The sequence below is a fragment of the Streptomyces sp. NPDC043861 genome (assembly GCF_056435905.1).
The window spans coordinates 140339-159473 of sequence record NZ_JBWKDP010000004.1 but is presented as its reverse complement, the minus strand read 5'-3'; the positions used below and the strand labels follow the sequence as shown (position 1 = coordinate 159473).

At 72.3% G+C, this 19135-nt stretch carries 19 protein-coding genes; 10 read left to right on the top strand and 9 right to left on the bottom strand.

Annotation, left to right across the window (positions count from 1 at the left end):
* Both AC068D_RS11590 and AC068D_RS11585 read left to right on the top strand, forming a co-directional pair.
* A complete protein-coding gene (locus AC068D_RS11590; protein WP_478822780.1) occupies nt 1-732 on the top strand; it encodes a futalosine hydrolase in 732 nt (243 codons plus the stop codon).
* Nucleotides 729-1604 carry a 1,4-dihydroxy-6-naphthoate synthase gene (locus tag AC068D_RS11585; protein WP_478822779.1) on the top strand — a complete coding sequence of 292 codons (876 nt, stop codon included), beginning with the start codon at nt 729-731 and terminating at the stop codon, nt 1602-1604. The genes AC068D_RS11590 and AC068D_RS11585 overlap by 4 nt, the downstream gene beginning before the upstream one ends.
* Nucleotides 1605-2121: 517 nt before the next feature.
* Here AC068D_RS11585 and AC068D_RS11580 read toward each other — a convergent pair.
* Nucleotides 2122-2505, bottom strand: a complete 384-nt coding sequence (locus AC068D_RS11580; protein WP_017946048.1) for a cold-shock protein — start codon at nt 2503-2505, stop codon at nt 2122-2124.
* Nucleotides 2506-2668: 163 nt separating this feature from the next.
* Between AC068D_RS11580 and AC068D_RS11575 the strand changes: the two genes are divergently transcribed.
* On the top strand, nt 2669-2929 hold the full coding sequence (locus AC068D_RS11575) for a hypothetical protein (RefSeq protein WP_478822778.1): 261 nt from the start codon (nt 2669-2671) through the stop codon (nt 2927-2929).
* Here AC068D_RS11575 and AC068D_RS11570 read toward each other — a convergent pair.
* Complete coding sequence (locus AC068D_RS11570) at nt 2896-3543, bottom strand: HAD family hydrolase (RefSeq protein WP_478822777.1); 648 nt, start codon at nt 3541-3543, stop codon at nt 2896-2898. The genes AC068D_RS11575 and AC068D_RS11570 overlap by 34 nt on opposite strands.
* Nucleotides 3544-3765: 222 nt before the next feature.
* Nucleotides 3766-4755, bottom strand: coding sequence for a hypothetical protein (locus AC068D_RS11565; protein ID WP_478822776.1), 990 nt, complete (start codon nt 4753-4755; stop codon nt 3766-3768).
* Nucleotides 4756-4836: 81 nt separating this feature from the next.
* Between AC068D_RS11565 and AC068D_RS11560 the strand changes: the two genes are divergently transcribed.
* The 3 genes from AC068D_RS11560 (at nt 4837) to AC068D_RS11550 (ending at nt 9468) form a co-directional block, all read left to right on the top strand.
* The gene (locus AC068D_RS11560; RefSeq protein WP_478822775.1) at nt 4837-7401 is read left to right on the top strand and encodes a helicase-associated domain-containing protein; all 2565 of its coding nucleotides are present in this window, start codon (nt 4837-4839) and stop codon (nt 7399-7401) included.
* 211 nt (nt 7402-7612) lie between these two features.
* Entirely contained in the window at nt 7613-9256 is a 1644-nt protein-coding gene (locus tag AC068D_RS11555; RefSeq protein ID WP_478822774.1) for a DNA repair helicase XPB, read from the top strand.
* Between the two features lie 86 nt (nt 9257-9342).
* Nucleotides 9343-9468, top strand: a complete 126-nt coding sequence (locus AC068D_RS11550; protein WP_478822773.1) for a hypothetical protein — start codon at nt 9343-9345, stop codon at nt 9466-9468.
* A 94-nt stretch (nt 9469-9562) separates the two neighbouring features.
* On the opposite strand, the gene AC068D_RS11545 is transcribed toward AC068D_RS11550, so the two are convergent.
* A complete protein-coding gene (locus tag AC068D_RS11545; RefSeq protein WP_478822772.1) occupies nt 9563-9910 on the bottom strand; it encodes a hypothetical protein in 348 nt (115 codons plus the stop codon).
* 255 nt (nt 9911-10165) lie between these two features.
* Nucleotides 10166-10357, bottom strand: a complete 192-nt coding sequence (locus AC068D_RS11540; RefSeq protein WP_478822771.1) for a hypothetical protein — start codon at nt 10355-10357, stop codon at nt 10166-10168.
* 311 nt (nt 10358-10668) lie between these two features.
* Between AC068D_RS11540 and AC068D_RS11535 the strand changes: the two genes are divergently transcribed.
* The 3 genes from AC068D_RS11535 to AC068D_RS11525 all read left to right on the top strand — a co-directional run bounded on the left by AC068D_RS11535 (nt 10669) and on the right by AC068D_RS11525 (nt 15353).
* Nucleotides 10669-12708, top strand: coding sequence for a HelD family protein (locus AC068D_RS11535; protein WP_478822770.1), 2040 nt, complete (start codon nt 10669-10671; stop codon nt 12706-12708).
* Nucleotides 12709-12852: 144 nt separating this feature from the next.
* Nucleotides 12853-14082 carry an FG-GAP-like repeat-containing protein gene (locus AC068D_RS11530; RefSeq protein WP_478822769.1) on the top strand — a complete coding sequence of 410 codons (1230 nt, stop codon included), beginning with the start codon at nt 12853-12855 and terminating at the stop codon, nt 14080-14082.
* Nucleotides 14083-14114: 32 nt separating this feature from the next.
* Nucleotides 14115-15353: an FG-GAP-like repeat-containing protein gene (locus AC068D_RS11525; RefSeq protein WP_478822768.1), complete on the top strand. Its 1239-nt coding sequence runs from the start codon at nt 14115-14117 to the stop codon at nt 15351-15353.
* A 429-nt stretch (nt 15354-15782) separates the two neighbouring features.
* Here the strand turns inward: AC068D_RS11525 and AC068D_RS11520 are convergent, their stop codons facing one another.
* A complete protein-coding gene (locus AC068D_RS11520; protein WP_478822767.1) occupies nt 15783-16472 on the bottom strand; it encodes a copper homeostasis protein CutC in 690 nt (229 codons plus the stop codon).
* Between the two features lie 99 nt (nt 16473-16571).
* Nucleotides 16572-17009, bottom strand: coding sequence for a DUF6479 family protein (locus tag AC068D_RS11515; protein WP_478822766.1), 438 nt, complete (start codon nt 17007-17009; stop codon nt 16572-16574).
* Nucleotides 17010-17593: 584 nt separating this feature from the next.
* On the opposite strand from AC068D_RS11515, the gene AC068D_RS11510 reads away from it, so the two are divergent.
* Nucleotides 17594-18241 (top strand): HD domain-containing protein, encoded by a 648-nt coding sequence (locus AC068D_RS11510; RefSeq protein ID WP_478822765.1) that lies wholly within the window; start codon nt 17594-17596, stop codon nt 18239-18241.
* Between the two features lie 226 nt (nt 18242-18467).
* Here the strand turns inward: AC068D_RS11510 and AC068D_RS11505 are convergent, their stop codons facing one another.
* Entirely contained in the window at nt 18468-18776 is a 309-nt protein-coding gene (locus AC068D_RS11505) for a DUF4031 domain-containing protein (protein ID WP_478822764.1), read from the bottom strand.
* Nucleotides 18773-19129, bottom strand: coding sequence for a hypothetical protein (locus AC068D_RS11500; RefSeq protein WP_478822763.1), 357 nt, complete (start codon nt 19127-19129; stop codon nt 18773-18775). Before AC068D_RS11500 ends, AC068D_RS11505 begins: the two co-directional genes overlap by 4 nt.
* Nucleotides 19130-19135 lie beyond the last annotated feature (6 nt).

Here is a 19135-nt window from a genome sequence, read left to right as displayed (position 1 = left end):
ATGCGTGTACTCGTCGTGACCGCGGTACCGGCGGAGGCGGATTCCGTGTCCGCCGGTCTCGTACCGTGCGCCGCCGGCTCCCCGGTCACCACCCACACCCTCCCGGGCGGCTATGACCTCCGCCGGTGCCCTGGGGGCACCGGCGTCACCGTCGACGTCCTGTCCGGGGGCGTGGGCCCTGCGGCTGCTGCCGCGGCCACGGCGACGGCGCTGACCGCGGCGCGGGCGGGCGCTCCGGGCAACGGGTACGACCTCGTCGTGTCCGCGGGTATCGGCGGTGGATTCCAGCCTGCGGCCCCGCTCGGCGCGACCGCCGTCGCGGACGCGATCGTCGCCGCGGACCTGGGTGCCGGAACGCCCGGCGGATACCTCGCCGTCGAAGAACTGGGCTTCGGGCGCTCCGTGCACCTTCCGTCGCCGCTCTCGGGGCGGATCGCCGCGTCCCTCGGCGCACTGCACGGGCCGGTCCTCACCGTGTCCACGGTGACGGGGACCGCCGCGCGTGCCGCCGAGCTGACCGCGCGTCACCCCCGGGCCGTCGCCGAGGCGATGGAGGGCTTCGGGGTGGCCGAGGCCGCCGCGGCGCATGGCGTCCCCGTGGCCGAGATCCGTTGCGTGTCCAATGCCGTCGGTCCACGCGACCGTGCCGCCTGGCGGATCGGCGAGGCCCTGGACTCCCTGCGTCGCGCGTTCGAACTGCTCAGCCCCGTGCTGGAGGAAGAGGCTCGATGACCACCGTCAAGATCGCCTACTCGCCCTGTCCGAACGACACCTTCGTTTTCGACGCCTGGGCGCATGGCCGGGTCCCGGGTGCGCCCCGCCTCGATGTGACCTTCGCGGACATCGACATCACCAACGGCATGGCCGAGCGCGGCGAGTTCGACGTCCTGAAGGTGTCGTACGCCGTGCTCCCCTATGTGCTCGACGAGTACGCCCTGCTGCCGTGCGGCGGAGCGCTCGGCCGGGGCTGCGGTCCGCTCGTGCTGACCCGTGAGCCGGACACTCGCGGGGGCACTTCCCGGGCCGAAGGCGCTGCGGCACTCGCGGGCAGCACCGTCGCCGTGCCGAGCGAGAGGTCGACCGCGTATCTGCTGTTCCGGCTGTGGGCCGCGGATGTCGTCCCGGAGGGCGTGGGGCAGATCGTCGTACTCCCGTTCCACGAGATCATGCCTGCGGTGCGGGACGGAAAGGTGGACGCGGGTCTCGTCATTCACGAGGCGCGTTTCACCTACCGGAATTACGGGCTTCACTGTCTTGCCGACATGGGCGAGCACTGGGAATCCACGACCGGACTGCCGATCCCGCTGGGCGCGATCATCGCCAAGCGTTCACTGGGCGCGCAGACGCTCGAGCTGCTGGCCCGATCGGCCCGTGAATCCGTCCGTATGGCCTGGGACGACCCGGTTGCGTCCCGTCCGTACGTGCTCGAGCACGCGCAGGAGATGGACCCCGCCGTGGCCGACCAGCACATCGGCCTCTACGTCAACGAGTTCACGGCCGGTCTGGGCGAGGCAGGGTATGCCGCCGTCCGGGGACTCCTCACACGCGCCGCGGCCGAGGGCCTGGTACCGCCGCTGGGGCCCGCAGCGCTCCGGTTTCCCTGAGGGCCGCATGCACGTGCCGCGCGTGCGGCGTCCGTCTGCACGGCGCGGGGAGCCGGTCGGCCGTCGCACGTGCGCGTCCGTCTCCACGGCGCATGAGGACGGGCGGCCCCCACACATGCCGCGACCGAGGGGCTGCATCAGCCCCTCGGCCGGGATGCGTCGGGTTCGGCCGGGGCCGTGACCGGAGGGTCTGGTGTGCGAGCCGGTGATCCCCTCCGGTCAGGACCGGGCCCTGTCCGGGACCTGGGTCCGGACCTGGTGCCGCATCAGAGGCGCTGGATCGACAAAGACCCTGGTGCTGTGACCGGATAGGTTTGCCGGGAAGCTCGCGGCGTCCGGTGCTTGGGGTCTCCCCCGGCCCCTTGGGGCCGCGGGGACGCATCGCAAGGCGGAGTATCGCCCTCGTACTGGATGTACTCGGGTGATTCGACAACGCAGCGTGGGGGCGCCTCCCGGCGAAGCCAGGGGGAGTGCCGTGCAGGGCGTCGCGAGCCGGTGAACCTATCCGGTCACAGCACTAGACGTCGAGCTGGTCGGCGACCGCCCGCAGCAGACCCGCGATTTTCTTTCCGTGGGCCTTGTCGGGATAACGGCCGCGCTCCAGTTGCGGAGTGATGTTCTCCAGAAGCGTCGTCAGATCCTGCACGATCGACGCGAGTTCGTCAGGCTTGCGGCGCTGCGCGGCGGCGACGGACGGGGTGGGGTCGAGGACCGTGACCGAAAGCGCCTGGTCACCGCGCTGGCCCGCGACCACACCGAATTCGACCCGCTGTCCGGGCTTGAGGCTGTCGACTCCGTCAGGAAGCACCGACGAGTGGACGAAGACGTCGCCGCCGTCGTCGCGGGAGAGAAAGCCGAAGCCCTTCTCGCTGTTGAACCACTTGACCTTGCCGGTAGGCACGTCTGTCCTCGTCCTCGTACTCGTCGGAAACTGCGAAAGAAAAACTGGTCTGTACAGCACTGCAGCGGGTCGCCCGACCCGCCACGACCCAAGGCTAATGGTCCAGGGCCCACTGACAAGACGTCCCCGGTGATTCCTGTGCGCTGGGAACTACCCTGGTCGGGTGACTCACGAAACCCAAGCGAATTCCGCCGGGCCGGGCGACGCCCTCGTTCGCGTCGGTGCGATTGTCTTCATCGTCGGCGCCGTGGCCACTCTGGCCACAGTGGCCCCGTTGTTTCTCGGTACGGAGCCTTTCCCGCCCGTCGCGTACGCGGTGTGCATGCTGATGGGCGTCGGGTTTCTGATCGCCGGTGCGGGGGTGCTGCGGTCGGTGGCGGCGCAGCGCCGTCAGGCGCGCACTTCCGGATCCGCTTCCGCATAGGCGGTCAGCCAGCCGGGGAATGCGATGAGGTCCGGCAGGACCACGTCCGCTCCGGCCTCTCTGAGCTCTGCCGCCCCGCACGGACCGGTCGGTACGGCGACGGAGACCGCCCCAGCAGTACGGGCCCCGCGCACATCCCCGATGTGGTCGCCGACGTACACCCGCGCCCCGTGCTCGCGCAGCGCCTCCGCCTTGGCCTCCGCCCACAGCATGCCGACGACGGCGTCCGGTTCGATGCCGAGGTGGTGGAGGTGGAGTCTGGCGTTCGGCTCGTGCTTGGCGGTGACGACGACCGCGCGACCGCCGAGGGCCTGTACCGCGGCGACTGCCTCACGCGCACCGGGCATCGCGAGCGTCGGGCCTATTGCATGGGCGGGGTAGATCTCCCGGTAGCGGTCGCCGATCTCCTGGATGCGGTCGTCGGGGAACCAGTGCGCGAGCTCCTGTTCCAGTGGCGGCCCGAGCCGGGTCACGACCAGGTCGGCGTCGATGGGCACACCCGACTCGGCGGACAGCGCGCGAAAGGCCGCGTGGATCCCGGGCCGCGAGTCGATGAGGGTCATGTCGAGGTCGAAGCCGACGGTCAGGGGACGTGGCGCGGATTCCGATGGCATGGGTGTCATTGTGCGGGGTCCCCGGGCGATGCGGGATCGCGGTCACCGCGGCCACCCGGTGCCGCGACACCCCTGGCGGCGCGCCGGACCACCGGTACACGCACCACGTGTCACCGCACGCGCCGCGGTCGCCGGACCGTCGTGGCGTCTTTGGCGGGGCCCGGCCGCCGGACGCCGGACCGGCGTGGCGTCGCCGTGCACTCGCCACGGCCCGCATCCGCGTCAGGTGCGGCGGGCGCGCCAGATCAGGTGGAGCGCCGTGGCCACCGCGGCGGCACGGAGCACCCAGGGCCAGGTGGTCGAGAGGGCTTCGGCCATCGCATCGCCCCCGGGCGGGATGGGAGCGCCCCAGCGGCCGTTGACACGGCCCCAGAGCCAGACCGCCGCGGTCGTGGCGACGGCGCCCGGGAGGCCGAGGACCGCCCATTTCGCCTCCCTGCGGGACAGCGCGCGCGAGGCATAGGCGAGGAGCCAGCCGAGGGCGAGCGCGAACCAGGAGCCGAGGACCGTGCCGCCGAGGAGGAGCGCGGCGGCGGTCAGGAGAACGGGGCTGCCGAGCGAACGGCGCCCCGTGTCCTCGCCGGTACTGCGGCGGAGCCGTGGGAGCCACCGACGCGGTGCGGTGTCGGGCTCCGGCGCGGTCGAGTCAGCGGCCGTGTGTTCGTGGTCCGTGTCGTCCGGGTCCTCCTCCGCCTCCTCCTTGTGCGGCGGGCGCAGTATCTCGGCGACCTCCACGCCGCCCACGAAACCGCCGATGCCGGCGTCGTCCCCGGGACCGATCCGCCACCAGTCGGGCTCACCGCCGCTCGACACGCCGAGCTCGTCCATCCCCGCCAGATGCGGCGGCGACGCGGCGGACGGCCGGCCGGCGGCCTGCTGCTCCGCCCTGCGGGGGCGCGGTACGAACCTGCGCCCCGGACGCGCCCGCTGCTCCGGAACCACGGGCTCGGGCCCGGCGGGTGCGGTTTTCGCGGCCGCTCCCGTCCCCTCCGCCGCCGCGTCCACCACCTCGTCCGGCGTACCCAGCCGCCCCAGGATGCGGCGCACCGCCGCCGGGCTGTCGGTCGGGAATTTCGCACGCTGCCGGTCGATCTCGTTCCGCAGTGACGACACGAGCTGCATCCTGGTCCCCGAGGGCAGCTGGCGCTGCTGGGCCAGGTCGCCGACCCGGCTCAGGTAGTCGAAGACAAGCTGGTCGCTCTCGATCCCCACGGTCGCCCCTCCACAGCGCGCCCTGTACGGCGGTCGCCCTGACCCGACGTTAGCGCGCGGGCAGGGGCTAACGTGGGGCGGATGGGGACCGGTGAGCTCGAACGGGAGGCGCACGTGCCCGCAAGCAGGGCCGGCGGGGCCGGCACGGCAGGTTCGTCACCGCGCACACTGGCCGAAGCGCTGCGCGCCCGCGGCGACGAAGGGCTGGCGGCACTGCTGCGTGCCCGCCCGGATCTGCTGACCCCGGTCCCGAGCGATCTCACCCAGCTCGCCACCCGGGCCGGGACGCGTGCCTCCGTCGTACGGGCACTGGAGCGGCTCGACCGGTTCACGCTGCAGACCGCGCAGGCCCTTGCGGTGGCCGCCGAGCCGGCGTCCTACGACACCGTCCTTGGTCTGCTCGCCGGTGACGACGGCGACGCGGCGGTCGTGGCCGCGCTGCCGCGTGCGCTCGGCGTACTGCGCGAACAGGCGCTGGTGTGGGGCGGCGACGACCGGCTGAGACTCGTGCGTACCGCCCGTGAGCTGCTCGCCCCTTCCCCTTCGCACCCGTCGCCGACCGGCCTGGGACCGACGGTCGCCGAGGCCACGGCGGGCATGTCGCCGGGCCGGCTGCAGGAGATCCTGGCGGCGGCCGGGCTGCCGACGACGCACGACCCGGTGTCGGCGGTCGCCGCGCTCACGGGACTGTTCACGGACCGCGAGCGGATGTCGGCGCTGCTCGGCACGGCTCCGGCGGAGGCGCTGGCGGTGCTTGACCGGCTGGTGTGGGGGCCGCCCTACGGCGAGGTGACGCCGGATCCCGCGCCGCCGGTGCGCTGGCTGCGGGACCGCGGGATGCTGCTCCCCGCTTCGCCGCGCACGGTGGTACTGCCTCGTGAGGCCGCGCTGCATCTGCGGGCGGGGCGGGCGCACCGGGAGACGGAGCCGGTGGCCCCGGAGGTCCTCGTCGCGGCCGAACACCGTCCACAGATTGTGGACAGTACGGCGGCGGGACAGGCCTACACCTCGCTCTCCACGGTCGAGGAGCTGCTGAAGGACTGGCAGTCGACCGGACCCGCGGTGCTGCGGGCGGGCGGGCTGAGCGTGCGCGACCTCAAGCGGACGGCAGCGGCGCTGGACGTGACGGAGGCGATCGCCGCGTTCTGGATCGAGCTCGCGTACGGCGCCGGGCTGCTGGCCTCGGACGGCGAGGCGGATGAACGCTTCGCACCCACACCCGCCTGCGACGACTGGCTCGACCTCCCGGCGGCCGAGCGCTGGACGGCGCTCGTGACGGCGTGGCTCACGGCTACCCGTACGCCGGGCCTGGTCGGCGGCCAGGACGCCAAGGGCCGTACTCTCGCGGTACTCGGGCCCGACCTCGACCGGGGGCCGGCTCCGGAGGTCCGCCACCGGGTGCTGTCCCTGCTGGCCGGTCTCCCGGCGGGTGCGTCGCCGAAGACGGACTCGGTGCTGGCACGCCTCCGGTGGGAGCATCCGGCCCGCCCCGCGCCGGCCCAGTCGCCGGGAGCCTCCCGGCCGGCCACGGCCCGCCCCGAGTCCACCGACCTCCGCCTCCGCATCGCGACCTGGACCCTCACCGAGGCCGAGCTCCTCGGCCTCACCGGCCGGGGCGCCCTCTCGACGGCGGCCCGCACTCTGATCGAGGCCACGACCCCGGCCGAGCTCCCCGCCCGGGCCGCACTCGCCGCGCAGGCCGTCGCGTCGCTGCTGCCCGCGCCGCTCGACCACGTCCTCCTCCAGGCCGATCTCACCGCCGTCGCACCCGGCCCGCTCGAGCGGCCGCTCGCCGATGCGCTCGGGGTCCTTGCGGACGTGGAGTCGAAGGGTGGCGCGACGGTGTACCGGTTCACTCCGGGCTCCGTCCGGCGCGCGCTCGACCACGGGCAGGCCGCGGCCGACCTGCACGCCTTCCTGGCCAAGCACAGCCGGACGCCCGTACCCCAGCCGCTCAGCTATCTGATCGACGACGTCGCCCGCAAACACGGCCATCTGCGCATCGGCGCCGCCTCCGCGTACGTGCGCTGCGACGACGACGCCCTGCTCGACGAGATCCTCGCGGACCGCCGCTCGCAGGCGCTGCGGATGCGTCGCCTCGCCCCCACCGTGCTGGCGGCCCAGGCGGATCCTGCGACGCTGCTCGAGGGGCTGCGCGCCATGGGGTACGCGCCGGCCGCCGAGTCGGCACAGGGCGATGTCATGATCACACGCGCCGCCGCACACCGGACCGCGCACCGCACGCCGCCCGTGCCGGTGCCCGACGGGCCACCGGTGCCGGACGACACGCTGCTCACGGCGGCGGTGAAGGCCATTCGAGCGGGGGACATGGCCGCGACCGCCGTGCGCAAGCCCGGCCCCCACGAGGGAGCCCCTGCGGGCACGGCGACGACAGCCGTCGGCGGGCTGCCGCGCACCACACCGGCCGAGACCCTCGCGACCGTCCAGGCCGCCGCGCTCACCGGCTCCGCCGTATGGATCGGCTATGTCAACGCCGACGGCGCGGCCAGTCAGCGCGTCATCGCGCCCGTACGGGTCGAGGGCGGCTTCGTCACGGCGTACGACCACACCGCCGACGAGGTCCGTACGTACCCCCTGCACCGCATCACGGGCGTCGCCGAACTCGCCGACGAGCCTCATTCCTAGGGTCTTTCGTTGGGATCGGGCCGGATCGGTGAGGGTGCCGGGGCACACGAGCCCGGCAGGATCCGCACGAGAGGCCCCAGCCGCCCCTGCGGCTGCCCGGCCCCGGGGACGCGGGAAAGGCGGCCGGGGCCACCCGGGCGCGCCGTCCGATAGGGCAGACTGGAGGTTTGGCTGTACGGCTGCACGGGAGCCACGAGGAAAGGTCACACGCGTGAACGGACCGCTCATCGTCCAGAGCGACAAGACTCTCCTGCTCGAGGTCGACCACGAGCAGGCCGACGCGTGCCGTCGCGTCATCGCGCCGTTCGCGGAACTGGAGCGGGCCCCCGAACACATCCACACCTACCGGATCACCCCGCTCGGGCTGTGGAACGCGCGGGCGGCCGGGCACGACGCCGAGCAGGTCGTGGACGCGCTCGTGGAGTTCTCGCGCTATCCCGTCCCGCACGCGCTGCTCGTCGACGTCGCCGAGACGATGGCCCGGTACGGCCGTCTCACGCTCGTCAAGGACCCTGCCCACGGTCTGGTGCTGACGACCACCGACCGGCCGGTGCTGGAGGAGATCCTGCGCTCCAAGAAGATCCAGCCGCTCGTGGGTGCCCGGCTCGACCCGGACACGGTCGCCGTCCACCCGTCCGAGCGCGGCCAGATCAAGCAGACCCTGCTCAAGCTGGGCTGGCCGGCCGAGGACCATGCCGGTTATGTGGACGGCGAGGCCCACCGCATCGACCTGGACGAGTCGGGCTGGTCCCTGCGCCCCTACCAGAAGCAGGCGGTCGAGGGCTTCTGGCACGGTGGTTCGGGCGTGGTCGTGCTTCCTTGCGGCGCGGGGAAGACCCTGGTCGGCGCGGGGGCCATGGCACAGGTGAAGGCGACGACCCTGATTCTCGTCACCAACACGGTCTCGGCCCGCCAGTGGAAGCACGAGCTGGTCAAGCGCACCTCGCTCACCGAGGACGAGATCGGCGAGTACAGCGGTGCGAAGAAGGAGATCCGCCCGGTCACCATCGCCACCTACCAGGTCCTGACGACGAAGCGGAAGGGGATCTACCCCCACCTGGAGCTGTTCGACTCCCGCGACTGGGGCCTGGTCGTCTACGACGAGGTGCATCTTCTGCCCGCACCGGTCTTCAAGTTCACGGCCGATCTGCAGGCCCGCCGCCGCCTCGGCCTGACGGCGACCCTGGTGCGCGAGGACGGTCGCGAGTCGGACGTCTTCTCGCTGATCGGCCCCAAGCGCTTCGACGCACCCTGGAAGGAGATCGAGGCGCAGGGCTACATCGCGCCCGCGGACTGCGTCGAGGTCCGGGTCAATCTGACGGAGTCCGAGCGGCTGGCGTACGCGACGGCCGAGACAGAGGAGAAGTACCGCTACTGCGCCACGACGGCCACCAAGCGGAAGGTGACGGAGGAGCTGGTCCGCAAGCACATGGGGCAGCAGACCCTGGTCATCGGCCAGTACATCGACCAGCTCGATGAGCTGGGCGAGCATCTGGACGCTCCCGTCATCAAGGGCGAGACGCCCAACTCGCAGCGCGAGAGGCTGTTCGACGCCTTCCGGAACGGCGAGATCAGCGTGCTCGTCGTGTCGAAGGTCGCGAACTTCTCGATCGACCTTCCCGAGGCGACCATCGCCATCCAGGTCTCGGGCACCTTCGGCTCCCGCCAGGAGGAGGCCCAGCGCCTCGGCCGCGTGCTGCGCCCCAAGGCGGACGGTCACAAGGCGCACTTCTACTCGGTGGTGGCCCGCGACACGATCGACCAGGACTTCGCGGCACACCGGCAGCGCTTCCTGGCCGAGCAGGGGTACGCATACCGGATCGTCGACGCGGACGAGCTGCTGGCTGACGACTGAAGACTCCCGTGGGCGGTCGCCGTGCCGCATCTCGGCTGCGGGACGAGGGAGTTGACACCCCGGACGGGCGGGCCACCATCCCGCCGATGGAGATCGACGACCCGGCACCGGCGGAACGGCGCACCAGGGAGGCGTTCCCCCGGGGCGACGGCGTCGACTTCCGCGAGGGCCCCGACGAGGACCCCGGGACCGGAGCGTCCTGGGGTCCCTGACCGACCGTGCGCGCCGGGGTGTTGCGGGCACTGCTGCTCAACGGCCCCTCGCAGGACTCCCTGAGCCGCCAGTAGACCCCGCCCTGTCAGGACGTCAGTCCGTCGCCGCGATCAACGGTGCGACGATCATCAGCACGTACTGGAGGAACACGGCCTTGCCCCGTACACCGGGCAGCATCTCCCCGCCCGGGACGACCGCCGCGCCGAAACCCGCCAGCCCGGACAGCACCAGGGCCCAGCGCGCGGCCGCGAAGGCGCCCCCGGCCGAGCCGTCACCGGCGATCGCGTCGTTCAGGGCGACGAGGCCCGTGATCACGAAGGAGACCAGCAGCAGCCCGAGGCCGATCAGTGCCGTCACTCTCAGGGAACGTGCGCCGTCGCGCTCTTCGGCGACACCGTCGTGGCCGGCGGTACGGCTGGTGGGCGTGGGGTCCGTCGTCATGCCCCGATTCCAGCAGCCGGGCCGGCGGGCGCGCGTGGGGTGACGTACTCAGTCCGTACCCACACGGATACTCAAAGGGCGTGAGGGGCCACGATGGGGCCCGACCAAGCGCGTCCACAGGCCGGCACGTCCACGGGCCGGCGCGTCCACGGGCCCGGGCGTGAGGGGCCACGATGGGGCCCGGCCAAGCGCGTCCACAGGCCGGCGCGTCCACGGGCCGGCGCGTCCACGGGGAGGGCGGGAGGGCCGGGCAGGTCAGCGTTGGCGGCGGACCACTCCGGCCTCGTCGCCGTACTCCCCGAGGACCACGATGTCGAAGGCCGCGATCGCGAAGACCCTGACCGCGCGCAGCGCGTCGCCGAGGCGGTGGGCGTGATGGGTGGCGGCACCGGTCGCGGTGGCGCCGCGCACCCGGCTGGTGGCTGGGTGGAAGGTCGCTGTGCTCATGCATCCATGGTGTGCCCGTCGCCCGCAGAACACATCGGCCTTCGGGCCGATACCCCGTGCGGGGGGTGTACGACTTCGGGTATACGGCCTCCCCTACGGGGTGGACCTCGGCGGACCGGCGTGTACGACCCCGGTTCGTAGCGCCGACGCGCGTCCTCGCCGAAAACCGTTCGCCCGCACTCCCCGGGCTGACTAGAATCGCCCGTCTTGCCCGCCTCCCTCCGAGGAGCGCCGCCGTCCGGACGGAAACCGGACGCGCAGCCACGCCGTACATCCCACGTACCTTCGCCGTACCTTCCGGAGGCAGCACCGTGCCCGCGCACGACCCCCTGGCCCATGAACGCGCCCATCTGTCCGCATCGCGCGCCGCCCTCACGGCCATGCGTGAGGACGTCCAGGCGCTCGACATCCGTGATGTGACCGCGAACTGGGTCAACGCCGCCGTCCTCGAGGCGCAGATCGAGGAGCGCATCAAGGCGCTGGCCGATCTCGCCCACACCCCGCTGTTCTTCGGCCGGCTCGACCGTCTGCACACCGCCCACGAGGGGCTGCGCCCGCCGCTGGAGGCGGCCGAGACGACGCTCTACATCGGGCGACGGCACGTCCACGACGCCGAGGGCGACCCGATGGTGATCGACTGGCGTGCGCCGGTCTCGCAGTCCTTCTACCGCGCGTCGAAGAAGGACCCGCAGGATGTCGCCCTGCGTCGCCGCTTCGGCTACACCGGCGGTGACCTCACGGCGTACGAGGACGAGCACCTGACCGACCCTTCCGAAGCCGAGCGGACCAGCAAGCTGCTCCAGGCGGAGATCGAGCGGCCCCGTGTCGGGCCCATGCGGGACATCGTCGCCACCATCCAGCCCGAACAGGACGAGATCGTCCGGTCGGGCCTGTCCGGCTCGGTGTGCGTCCAGGGCGGTCCCGGCACCGGGAAGACGGCGGTGGGGCTGCACCGGGTGGCGTATCTGCTGTACGCGCACCGGGAGCGACTGGCCCGTACCGGCACGCTGGTCATCGGGCCGAACCGCTCCTTCCTCCACTACATCGAGCAGGTCCTTCCAGCACTGGGCGAGCTGGAGGTCAAGCAGGCGACGGTCGACGATCTCGTCGCGCATGTGGAGGTACGCGGCGAGGACGGCGCCGAGACCGCGATCGTCAAGGGCGACGCCCGGATGGCCGAGGTGCTGCGGCGGGCGGTGCGCTCGCACGTGGCCATGCCGGCGGAGGCCCTGACGGTGGTGCGGGGCTCGCGGCGCTGGCGCGTCCCCGCATACGAACTCGGCGAGATCGTCGAGGAGTTGCTGGAGCGCGACATCCGCTACGGGGCCGCCCGCGACGCCCTCCCCCAGCGCATCGCGCACGCCGTGCTCGTACGGATGGAGCAGTCCGGCGAGGCACCCGACGACCGGGTGCAGGACGCGGTCGCGCGCAATGCGGCGGTGAAGGCGGCGGTCAAGGCGATCTGGCCGGTGGTGGACCCGGCGAAGCTGGTCCTGCGGCTGCTGTCCGACGCGGAGTTCCTGGCGGAGCACGCGGACGGCGTCCTGAACGCCGATGAGCAGAAGGCGATCCTGTGGACCAGGCCGCCGCGTTCGGTCCGGGCCGCGAAGTGGTCGCCCGCGGACGCGGTCCTGATCGACGAGGCGAACGACCTGGTCGAGCGCACGCACTCGCTCGGGCATGTGGTGCTGGACGAGGCGCAGGACCTGTCCCCGATGCAGTACCGGGCGGTGGGGCGGCGCTGCACCACCGGCTCGGCGACGGTGCTCGGCGATCTGGCGCAGGGGACCACGCCCTGGGCGACGGGGAGCTGGGCCGAGGCGCTCGCCCATCTGGGCAAGCCGGACGCGGCGGTGGAGGAGCTGACGGCGGGCTTCCGTGTGCCGCGTGAGGTCATCGCGTACGCCTCGCGGCTGCTGCCGCACATGTCCCCGGGGCTGGCGGAGGTCCGGTCGGTGCGGGAGTCGCCGGGATCCCTGGAGATCCGGACGACGTCCGGCGACGGCGATGTGGTGGCGGCATGCGTGCAGGCCCTGCGCAACGAGGGCTCCATCGGCCTGATCGCGGCCGATGCGCGTGTCCCGGCACTGGCGGAGGCGCTGGCGGAGGCGAGCCTGGCGCATCTGTCCCCCGGCGAGGAGACGACCGCCGCATCCCGGCTCACTCTGGTCCCGGCATCCCTGGCGAAGGGCCTCGAGTACGACTACGTCGTCCTCGACGAGCCCGCGGCGATCGTGGACGGCGAACCGGACGAGCGCACCGGTCTGCGCCGTCTGTATGTGGCCCTGACCCGTGCGGTGTCCGGCCTCACGGTGCTGCACGGGGCACCGCTGCCCGCGCAGTTGGCCTGAGATGCGGGCCGGATCCCCACTGATCCGGCCGACCCACCGACGGCGTGTAGTTGACCCCCGCAACAACCGCTATGATCCGGCCATCATTCGATCATTTCGAGTGCATTCTTTCTCCATCACTTGCGCACACCCTGGGGGGATTGCGTGCGTTTCTTCTCCAAGCGTGCCGTGCGCGGCGCGCTCATGGCCGGTGCCGTCGGCGGGCTGATCGCCACCGCCACCACCGCGCCGGCCCATGCCGCGAGCGGGTACGACCGCTGCGACTGGGGCAAGCTCTGCGTGTTCAGCGAGCCGCTGGGCAAGGGCGAGATGCTGGTCGTCAACGGGAGCAGGCTCACGCTCGGGACGTGGGACAACCGCATCAGCTCGTTCACGAACAACTCCGAGTGGCCGGTGTGCTTCCACCCCAGGCCGGGGCTCGACCCCTGGGGTGCCACGCACTACTACTCGGGGCGGGAGTCGTTCGACGAGAGCATGTTCCCCGAGCTCGACAACGCCGTCAGTTCGCTCGACACGGGCCCCGAGGCGGACGACTTCTGCGGCTCCGAGAGCAGGTTCGCCACCTACCAATGGGACTACGGCCCGAAGCCACGGCCCGCCGGGCTGCCGGCCGACGGTGCCTTCGGCGACGTCAACGGCGACGGCTACGCGGACCTGTTCACCCGCAACAAGTTCGGCCAGCTGTGGACGTCCCACGTCTACGGCAGTGCGGGCCAGGATCGGCTCGTGGGCTCGGGCTGGAACGCCATGACCAAGCTCACCCGTCACGGCGACCACAACGGTGACGCCAAGGAGGACGTCTTCGCCCGCGACACGACCGGGGTGCTGTGGTTCTACCCCGGCAAGGGCGACGGCACCTTCGGCACCCGGGCCAGGGTCGGCTCCGGCTGGAACGCCATGCGCGACATCGCGGCCGCGGGTGACCTGACGGGCGACGGCAAGGCCGATCTGCTGGCCGCCGACAGCACGGGCGTCCTGTGGACGTACCCGGGCAACGGCAAGGGCGCCTTCGGCACCCGCAAGAAGGTCGGCACGGGCTGGAAGGTCATGAACGAGCTCGTCGGCGCCGGCGACATGAACTCCGACAAGCGGGCCGATCTCGTGGCCCGTGACACCGCCGGGAAGCTGTGGCTCTACCCGGGCAGGGGCAACGGCACCTTCGGCACCAGGAACCTCATCGGCAACGGCAACTGGAACGGCTTCACCGAGCTCGCGGGCGTCGGCGACGTCACCGGGGACGGGCTGCCGGACATCCTCGCGCACGCACCGGGCATCGCCGCGGTGCGGGCGTACCCCGGGACCGGCGCGCCGAACGGCGCACTCAGGTCCCCGAGGACACTCGCCGCGGCCCAGGCCACCTACCTCGTCTTCTGATTCCCTCACCGGCTTCGAACGGAGCACGATTCATGCTCGGATCCACCCTGGGCCGGCGTGCCCTCGGCACGGCCGCCGCCCTTGCCGCGTCGCTCGCCACCCTGGTCACCGCGGCCCCGCACGCGGCCGCCGCGGACAACTCCGCCCGCTGCCCGGCCGGGAAGTTCTGCGTCTTCTCCGGCGCCGGCTACACGGGCGACATGGGGACGTTCTCGTCCTCGATGCCCACGCTCGGCGCCTGGAACGACAGGATCTCGTCGGTCGTCAACAACAGCGGTCTGTGGGCGACGCTCTACATCCAGCCCGACTACGGCACCTCGCCCGACTTCGTCGTCATCACGCCGAAGAACGGCCCCGTCGACCTCGGCAACGGGTTCTTCGACAACCGGTTCGACAACAAGATCAGCTCCATGCGGGTCACCACCACGGAGTACGAGGCGTTCCAGGGCGTCCCGTGGATGGACTGGTACCGGCAGCCCGAGAGCAAGCGGCCGGACGGGCTGCCCGCCGTGGCCAGGTTCGGCGATCTGAACAACGACGGCCGCGCCGACCTCCTGGAGCGGGCGAACGACGGCCGGCTGTGGTTCCTGTCGGGCATCGGCAACGCCGACATGGTCACTAAGGGCAAGCTCGTCGGGAGCGGCTGGAACGCCATGACCCAGCTGGTGCGCCACGGCGACTACGACGGTGACGCCAAGGAGGACCTCTTCGCCCGCGACACGACCGGGGTGCTGTGGTTCTACCCCGGCAAGGGCGACGGCACCTTCGGCACCCGCAAGAAGGTCGGTCCGGGCTGGAACGCCATGCGCGAGATCAGCGCGGTCGGTGACGCCACCGGGGACGGCCGCCGCGACATGGTCGCCCGGGACACCACGGGAACGCTGTGGACGTATCCGGGCCGGGGCAACGGCACCTTCAGCACCCGCCAGAAGCTCGGCCCGGGCTGGAACTCCATGAACCGGCTGGTCTCGCCCGGTGACATGACGGGCGACGGCAAGGCCGACCTGGTGGCCCGTGACGGCGCCCGTGCCCTCTGGCTCTACTCCGGCAGGGGCAACGGCACGTTCGGCGCCCGCAAGAAGCTGTCGTACGCCTGGCCCTCCGACCAGCCCGTGATGTCCACCGGCGATGTGAACGGCGATGGGCTGTCCGACCTCATGCGGCCCATCGATCACCAGCTGTTCCTCTACCACGGCAACGGCCGCGGCGGCATCGGCGGCCCGAACGCGGACATGCTCTGGGACACCGCGCCGAACGTGCGCGTCTTCTGACGCACACACCGGAACGGCGATCGGCACCCCCCCGGGCCGGGCCCGGGGGGTGCCGATCGCCGTGGTGGATGCGGGCTCGGCCCACGGGCTGTCCCGCGGTCCCCGGCGGGCACCCGACGACAACTGCGGTGCTCCACCGGACCGATACGGGCCACCCTCGCCCTCACCGCCTGGCGGCTGCCCGACGACTGAGGGCAGCTCGCGCGAGCCGGCGCCTCCGTCCCGGTCGCAGCACCAGGGTCTTTCGTTTGGATCAGGCTGGATCGGTGAGCGAGGTCCGGTGCGCGCGATCGCAAGGCGGACGAAGGAGCCCGCGCGGAGCGTGGGCGACCGACGACAACGCGGCGTGGGGGCACCTCCCGTGCCCGGAGGGCGCAGGGGGAGTGCGTACCGGGGCACACCAGCCCGGCAAGATCCGAACGAGAGGCCCTAGCGGTCCAGCGCCTCGCGCCAGGTCCGGACCGCCGACGGGTCGACTGCCGCCGACCAGCCCCCCGGCCGCGCCGCGCCGCCGATGTGGAAGGCGTCGACGCCGCCGGTGCGCAAAGTGGGGAGGTGCTCGAGGCGGAGGCCGCCGCCGGCCATGAGCTGCGCCTCGTAGCCCGGTTCGCCCCGGCGTGCCGCCTCGGCCAGCAGGACGGGCAGGCCGTCGTCCACGCCCGTCGCCGAACCGGCGGTCAGATAGGTGTCGAGCCCCGGTACGTCCGCGAGCTGCTTGCGCAGGGCATCGCGGTCGGCCGCACGGTCGATCGCACGGTGGAATGTCCACCGGCAGCCCTCGATCTCGGCGATGAGCCGTTCCACGGCGACGAGGTCCGGGATGCCACGGGCGTCGAGAAACCCGAGCACGAACTCGTCCGCACCCTCGGCCCGAAGCCCATGCGCCGCCCTGACCAGCGCGTCCGCATCCCCCACCGCGAAGCCGTCGGTGAGCCGCAGCATCACCCGCAGGGGGATGTCGACGGCGGCACGTACGGCGGCGAAGGTCTCCCGGGTGGGTGTGAGACCGTCCGCCGCAATGTCGGTGACGAGCTCCAGGCGGTCCGCTCCTCCGGCCTCCGCTGCGACCGCGTCCTGCGCATCGAGGGCGATCACCTCCAGGACTGCACGGTTGCTCATCGCCCCATCCCTTCGACCCATTACAGGTCTAGTCCAATATCGGGACCAGCCTAGTGCGGATGCATGGTGAATGCAGCCGCCGGGGCCGACTCGGGGGTCTCAGGCGGCCGCGCCACCGCTTCCGGCCGCGCCACCGCTTCCGGCCGCGCCACCGCTTCCGGGCGCGCCACTGCCGCCCGCGCCACCGCTTCCGGGCGCCCCACCGCTTTCCTTGCCCTGCTCCGGAGCGGCCTCGGGAGCCGGTACGCCGGTGTGCGACGAGTACGTCTTCAGGTTGTACGGCATGAGCCGCCCGCCGTCGTCGGGGAAATTGTCCTCGTCCGGCTCCCGCACCTCCGCGATATGCGTCGGGTGGTCGGGGGCCTTCGGCTGCTCCTCGGGCTTCGGTGCGCGCTGCGCGGCCCGCCGCCGGCCGTCCCACCACATCGCACCGGCGAGCAGGGCAATGAGGAAGATTCCGAGGATGAACGGAGCAAAGGTGACCCCGGACGCCTGATCGGTGACCGGACCGCTCTGGACGATCATCAAGGAATTCATGGCGTCTGCCTCCGCATATCGCACCGGCACACAAGCCTGACCCACCCATTATCGTCCGATACGCCCAGAAGCGGCGCCCTGCGGCAATGGCCGGGGCCGGGGAAGGCCCCGTGGCGGGCCTCGAGGCGTCGACGGCGTCCAGGACCGGGCATGGCATCTCGGGCAGCGAGCAGCGGGCAGCCCGATGCCGCCCCGGCCGGAGGCCGCGGCAGAACCGGAGGCCGCGGCAGAAGAGGCGCCGCCGGTCGCACCGTCCCGCGGACGAAGGCCCGGCCCACGAGCTCGGCCGAAGAGCACCGGGTCCCGTTCCCGCGCACCGCCGAGCTCGTAGCGCCCCGTCAGCGGCCGCCCCGACGGCAGCCGGATGAGCACGGCCGCCGGCCCCGGGCGGGTGGCGGGGTCGGGGCTGTCCGCGCCCAGGACGACCGGGGCGTCCCGCCCGTCCGGCCGGGCCGGCAGGGGGCACCGGAGCGTTCGCGCCCGGTACCCAGCAGAAGCCCGCAGAAGCCGGGTGCGGTTCCGGGTCACGAAGAGCGGCCGTACCGACGGCCGGCACCCCTCAACCCCCGTGCACAATGGGCCTCATGGCCGACACCGAGGACCTCCGCCACCGCTGGTACGCCGCGCTGCTCGCCGTCCGCGAGGACCCCTGCTTCCCCGACCCGTTCCGGTACGCCGACAATCTCCTGGCCCGCTGGTCGGAGCCGCAGCGGCGCTATCACACGGTCGACCATCTGGCCGCGGTCCTGCGCCATGTCGACACGCTCGAGCAGTACGCGGACGACGCCGACCTGGTCCGCCTCGCCGCCTGGTTCCATGACGCCGTCTACTTCCCGGACCGCTCGGCGAACGAGGAGCGCAGCGCCCGCCTCGCCGAGAAGGCACTCCCGGAGGCGGGGCTGACGGCGAAGGACACAAACGAGGTCGCCCGCCTCGTCCGCCTCACGAAGACGCATGCCGCCCAGGACGGCGACAGCAACGGCACGGTCCTGTGCGACGCGGACCTCGCGATCCTCGCGTCGCCGCCCGACGCCTACACCGCGTACACCGCCGCCGTCCGCGAGGAGTACGGCTTCGTCCCGGACGACCTCTTCCGTGCGGGCCGCGCGGATGTGCTCCGGCAGCTGCTCGGTCTGCCCCGGCTGTTCCGTACCCCGTACGGCGAACGGGAATGGGAGACCGCCGCGCGGCGCAATCTGACGGCCGAGCTGGCGGGTCTGGAACAGCCATAGAGCCACCGGCCCGCCCCACCCACTGGAAGGCGGTTCCGCCTCCGACCCGCGTGCGGAGCCCTCGCGCGGTACGCGCGCCCCGTCACACGAACCGGCCTGAGCACGGCGACGGCCGACCGCACAGCGGCTGCCGCGCGCCGGCTCCGTGTCCCGGCGAGGCGACCCGGCCCCGGACACCGGTACGGCCGGGGGCGGCCCGGGCTTCGGCGGCGTAGCCGGGGCACCGTTACTCTCCGCGAAGAGGAGCGGCGTCCCCCTGCGTGCTCCCGGGCCGGAAGCCGTGCTTGCGGCGCCGCAGACCGGCCTCCGTGATGCGGCGTACGAGTTCCTTGGAGCCGATCTCCACGGCGCCCGCCCTTACGGCGTCGGCGTACCGGTGCGCGGGCACGTCGTAGTGGTCCCGTTCGAAGGCGCGCGGCGGGCAGCCGATCGAGGCCGCGAAGGCGTGCAGTTCCTCGAACGACACATCACTGACCATGTGTGACCACATACGACTGTGTCCCGGCCAGTTCGGTGGGTCGATGTAGACCGTCACGACAGTCCGCCGACGGGGGCCACCACGACCCCCGCCTTCCCGCACACCCAGTGCGGGTCGGGGCCCAACTCGGGCTCCACGTCGAGCGCATGGGGCTCGCCCGTGCTGCAGACCGGGCACAGCGGCCACCGCCCGTAACGCTCCAGCAGTGCGTCCTGTACGTCCTGGGCGATCAGCCCGGAGACATAGGCCGCACCCTCCGGCCACTGCTCCACCCACCAACGGCGTTCCGCGACCGCTTCCTCCACGAGCGACACGACCTCGGCGTGGGCCACGTCGCGGGCCGCGAGGTCGGCGAGCACGAGGGCACGGGCCGCGTGCAGCGTCTGCTCCAGGGGATCGACGTCGTTCATGAGGTC

Bases quoted from the DNA above. Each gene is read 5' to 3' on its own strand.
- AC068D_RS11525 (WP_478822768.1), top strand. From the start codon at position 14,115: ATGCTCGGATCCACCCTGGGCCGGCGTGCCCTCGGCACGGCCGCCGCC.
- AC068D_RS11590 (WP_478822780.1), top strand. From the start codon at position 1: ATGCGTGTACTCGTCGTGACCGCGGTACCGGCGGAGGCGGATTCCGTG.
- AC068D_RS11515 (WP_478822766.1), bottom strand. From the start codon at position 17,009: ATGAATTCCTTGATGATCGTCCAGAGCGGTCCGGTCACCGATCAGGCG.
- AC068D_RS11545 (WP_478822772.1), bottom strand. From the start codon at position 9,910: ATGACGACGGACCCCACGCCCACCAGCCGTACCGCCGGCCACGACGGT.
- AC068D_RS11540 (WP_478822771.1), bottom strand. From the start codon at position 10,357: ATGAGCACAGCGACCTTCCACCCAGCCACCAGCCGGGTGCGCGGCGCC.
- AC068D_RS11550 (WP_478822773.1), top strand. From the start codon at position 9,343: ATGGAGATCGACGACCCGGCACCGGCGGAACGGCGCACCAGGGAGGCG.
- AC068D_RS11520 (WP_478822767.1), bottom strand. From the start codon at position 16,472: ATGAGCAACCGTGCAGTCCTGGAGGTGATCGCCCTCGATGCGCAGGAC.
- AC068D_RS11560 (WP_478822775.1), top strand. From the start codon at position 4,837: ATGGGGACCGGTGAGCTCGAACGGGAGGCGCACGTGCCCGCAAGCAGG.
- AC068D_RS11500 (WP_478822763.1), bottom strand. From the start codon at position 19,129: ATGAACGACGTCGATCCCCTGGAGCAGACGCTGCACGCGGCCCGTGCC.
- AC068D_RS11510 (WP_478822765.1), top strand. From the start codon at position 17,594: ATGGCCGACACCGAGGACCTCCGCCACCGCTGGTACGCCGCGCTGCTC.
- AC068D_RS11570 (WP_478822777.1), bottom strand. From the start codon at position 3,543: ATGCCATCGGAATCCGCGCCACGTCCCCTGACCGTCGGCTTCGACCTC.
- AC068D_RS11585 (WP_478822779.1), top strand. From the start codon at position 729: ATGACCACCGTCAAGATCGCCTACTCGCCCTGTCCGAACGACACCTTC.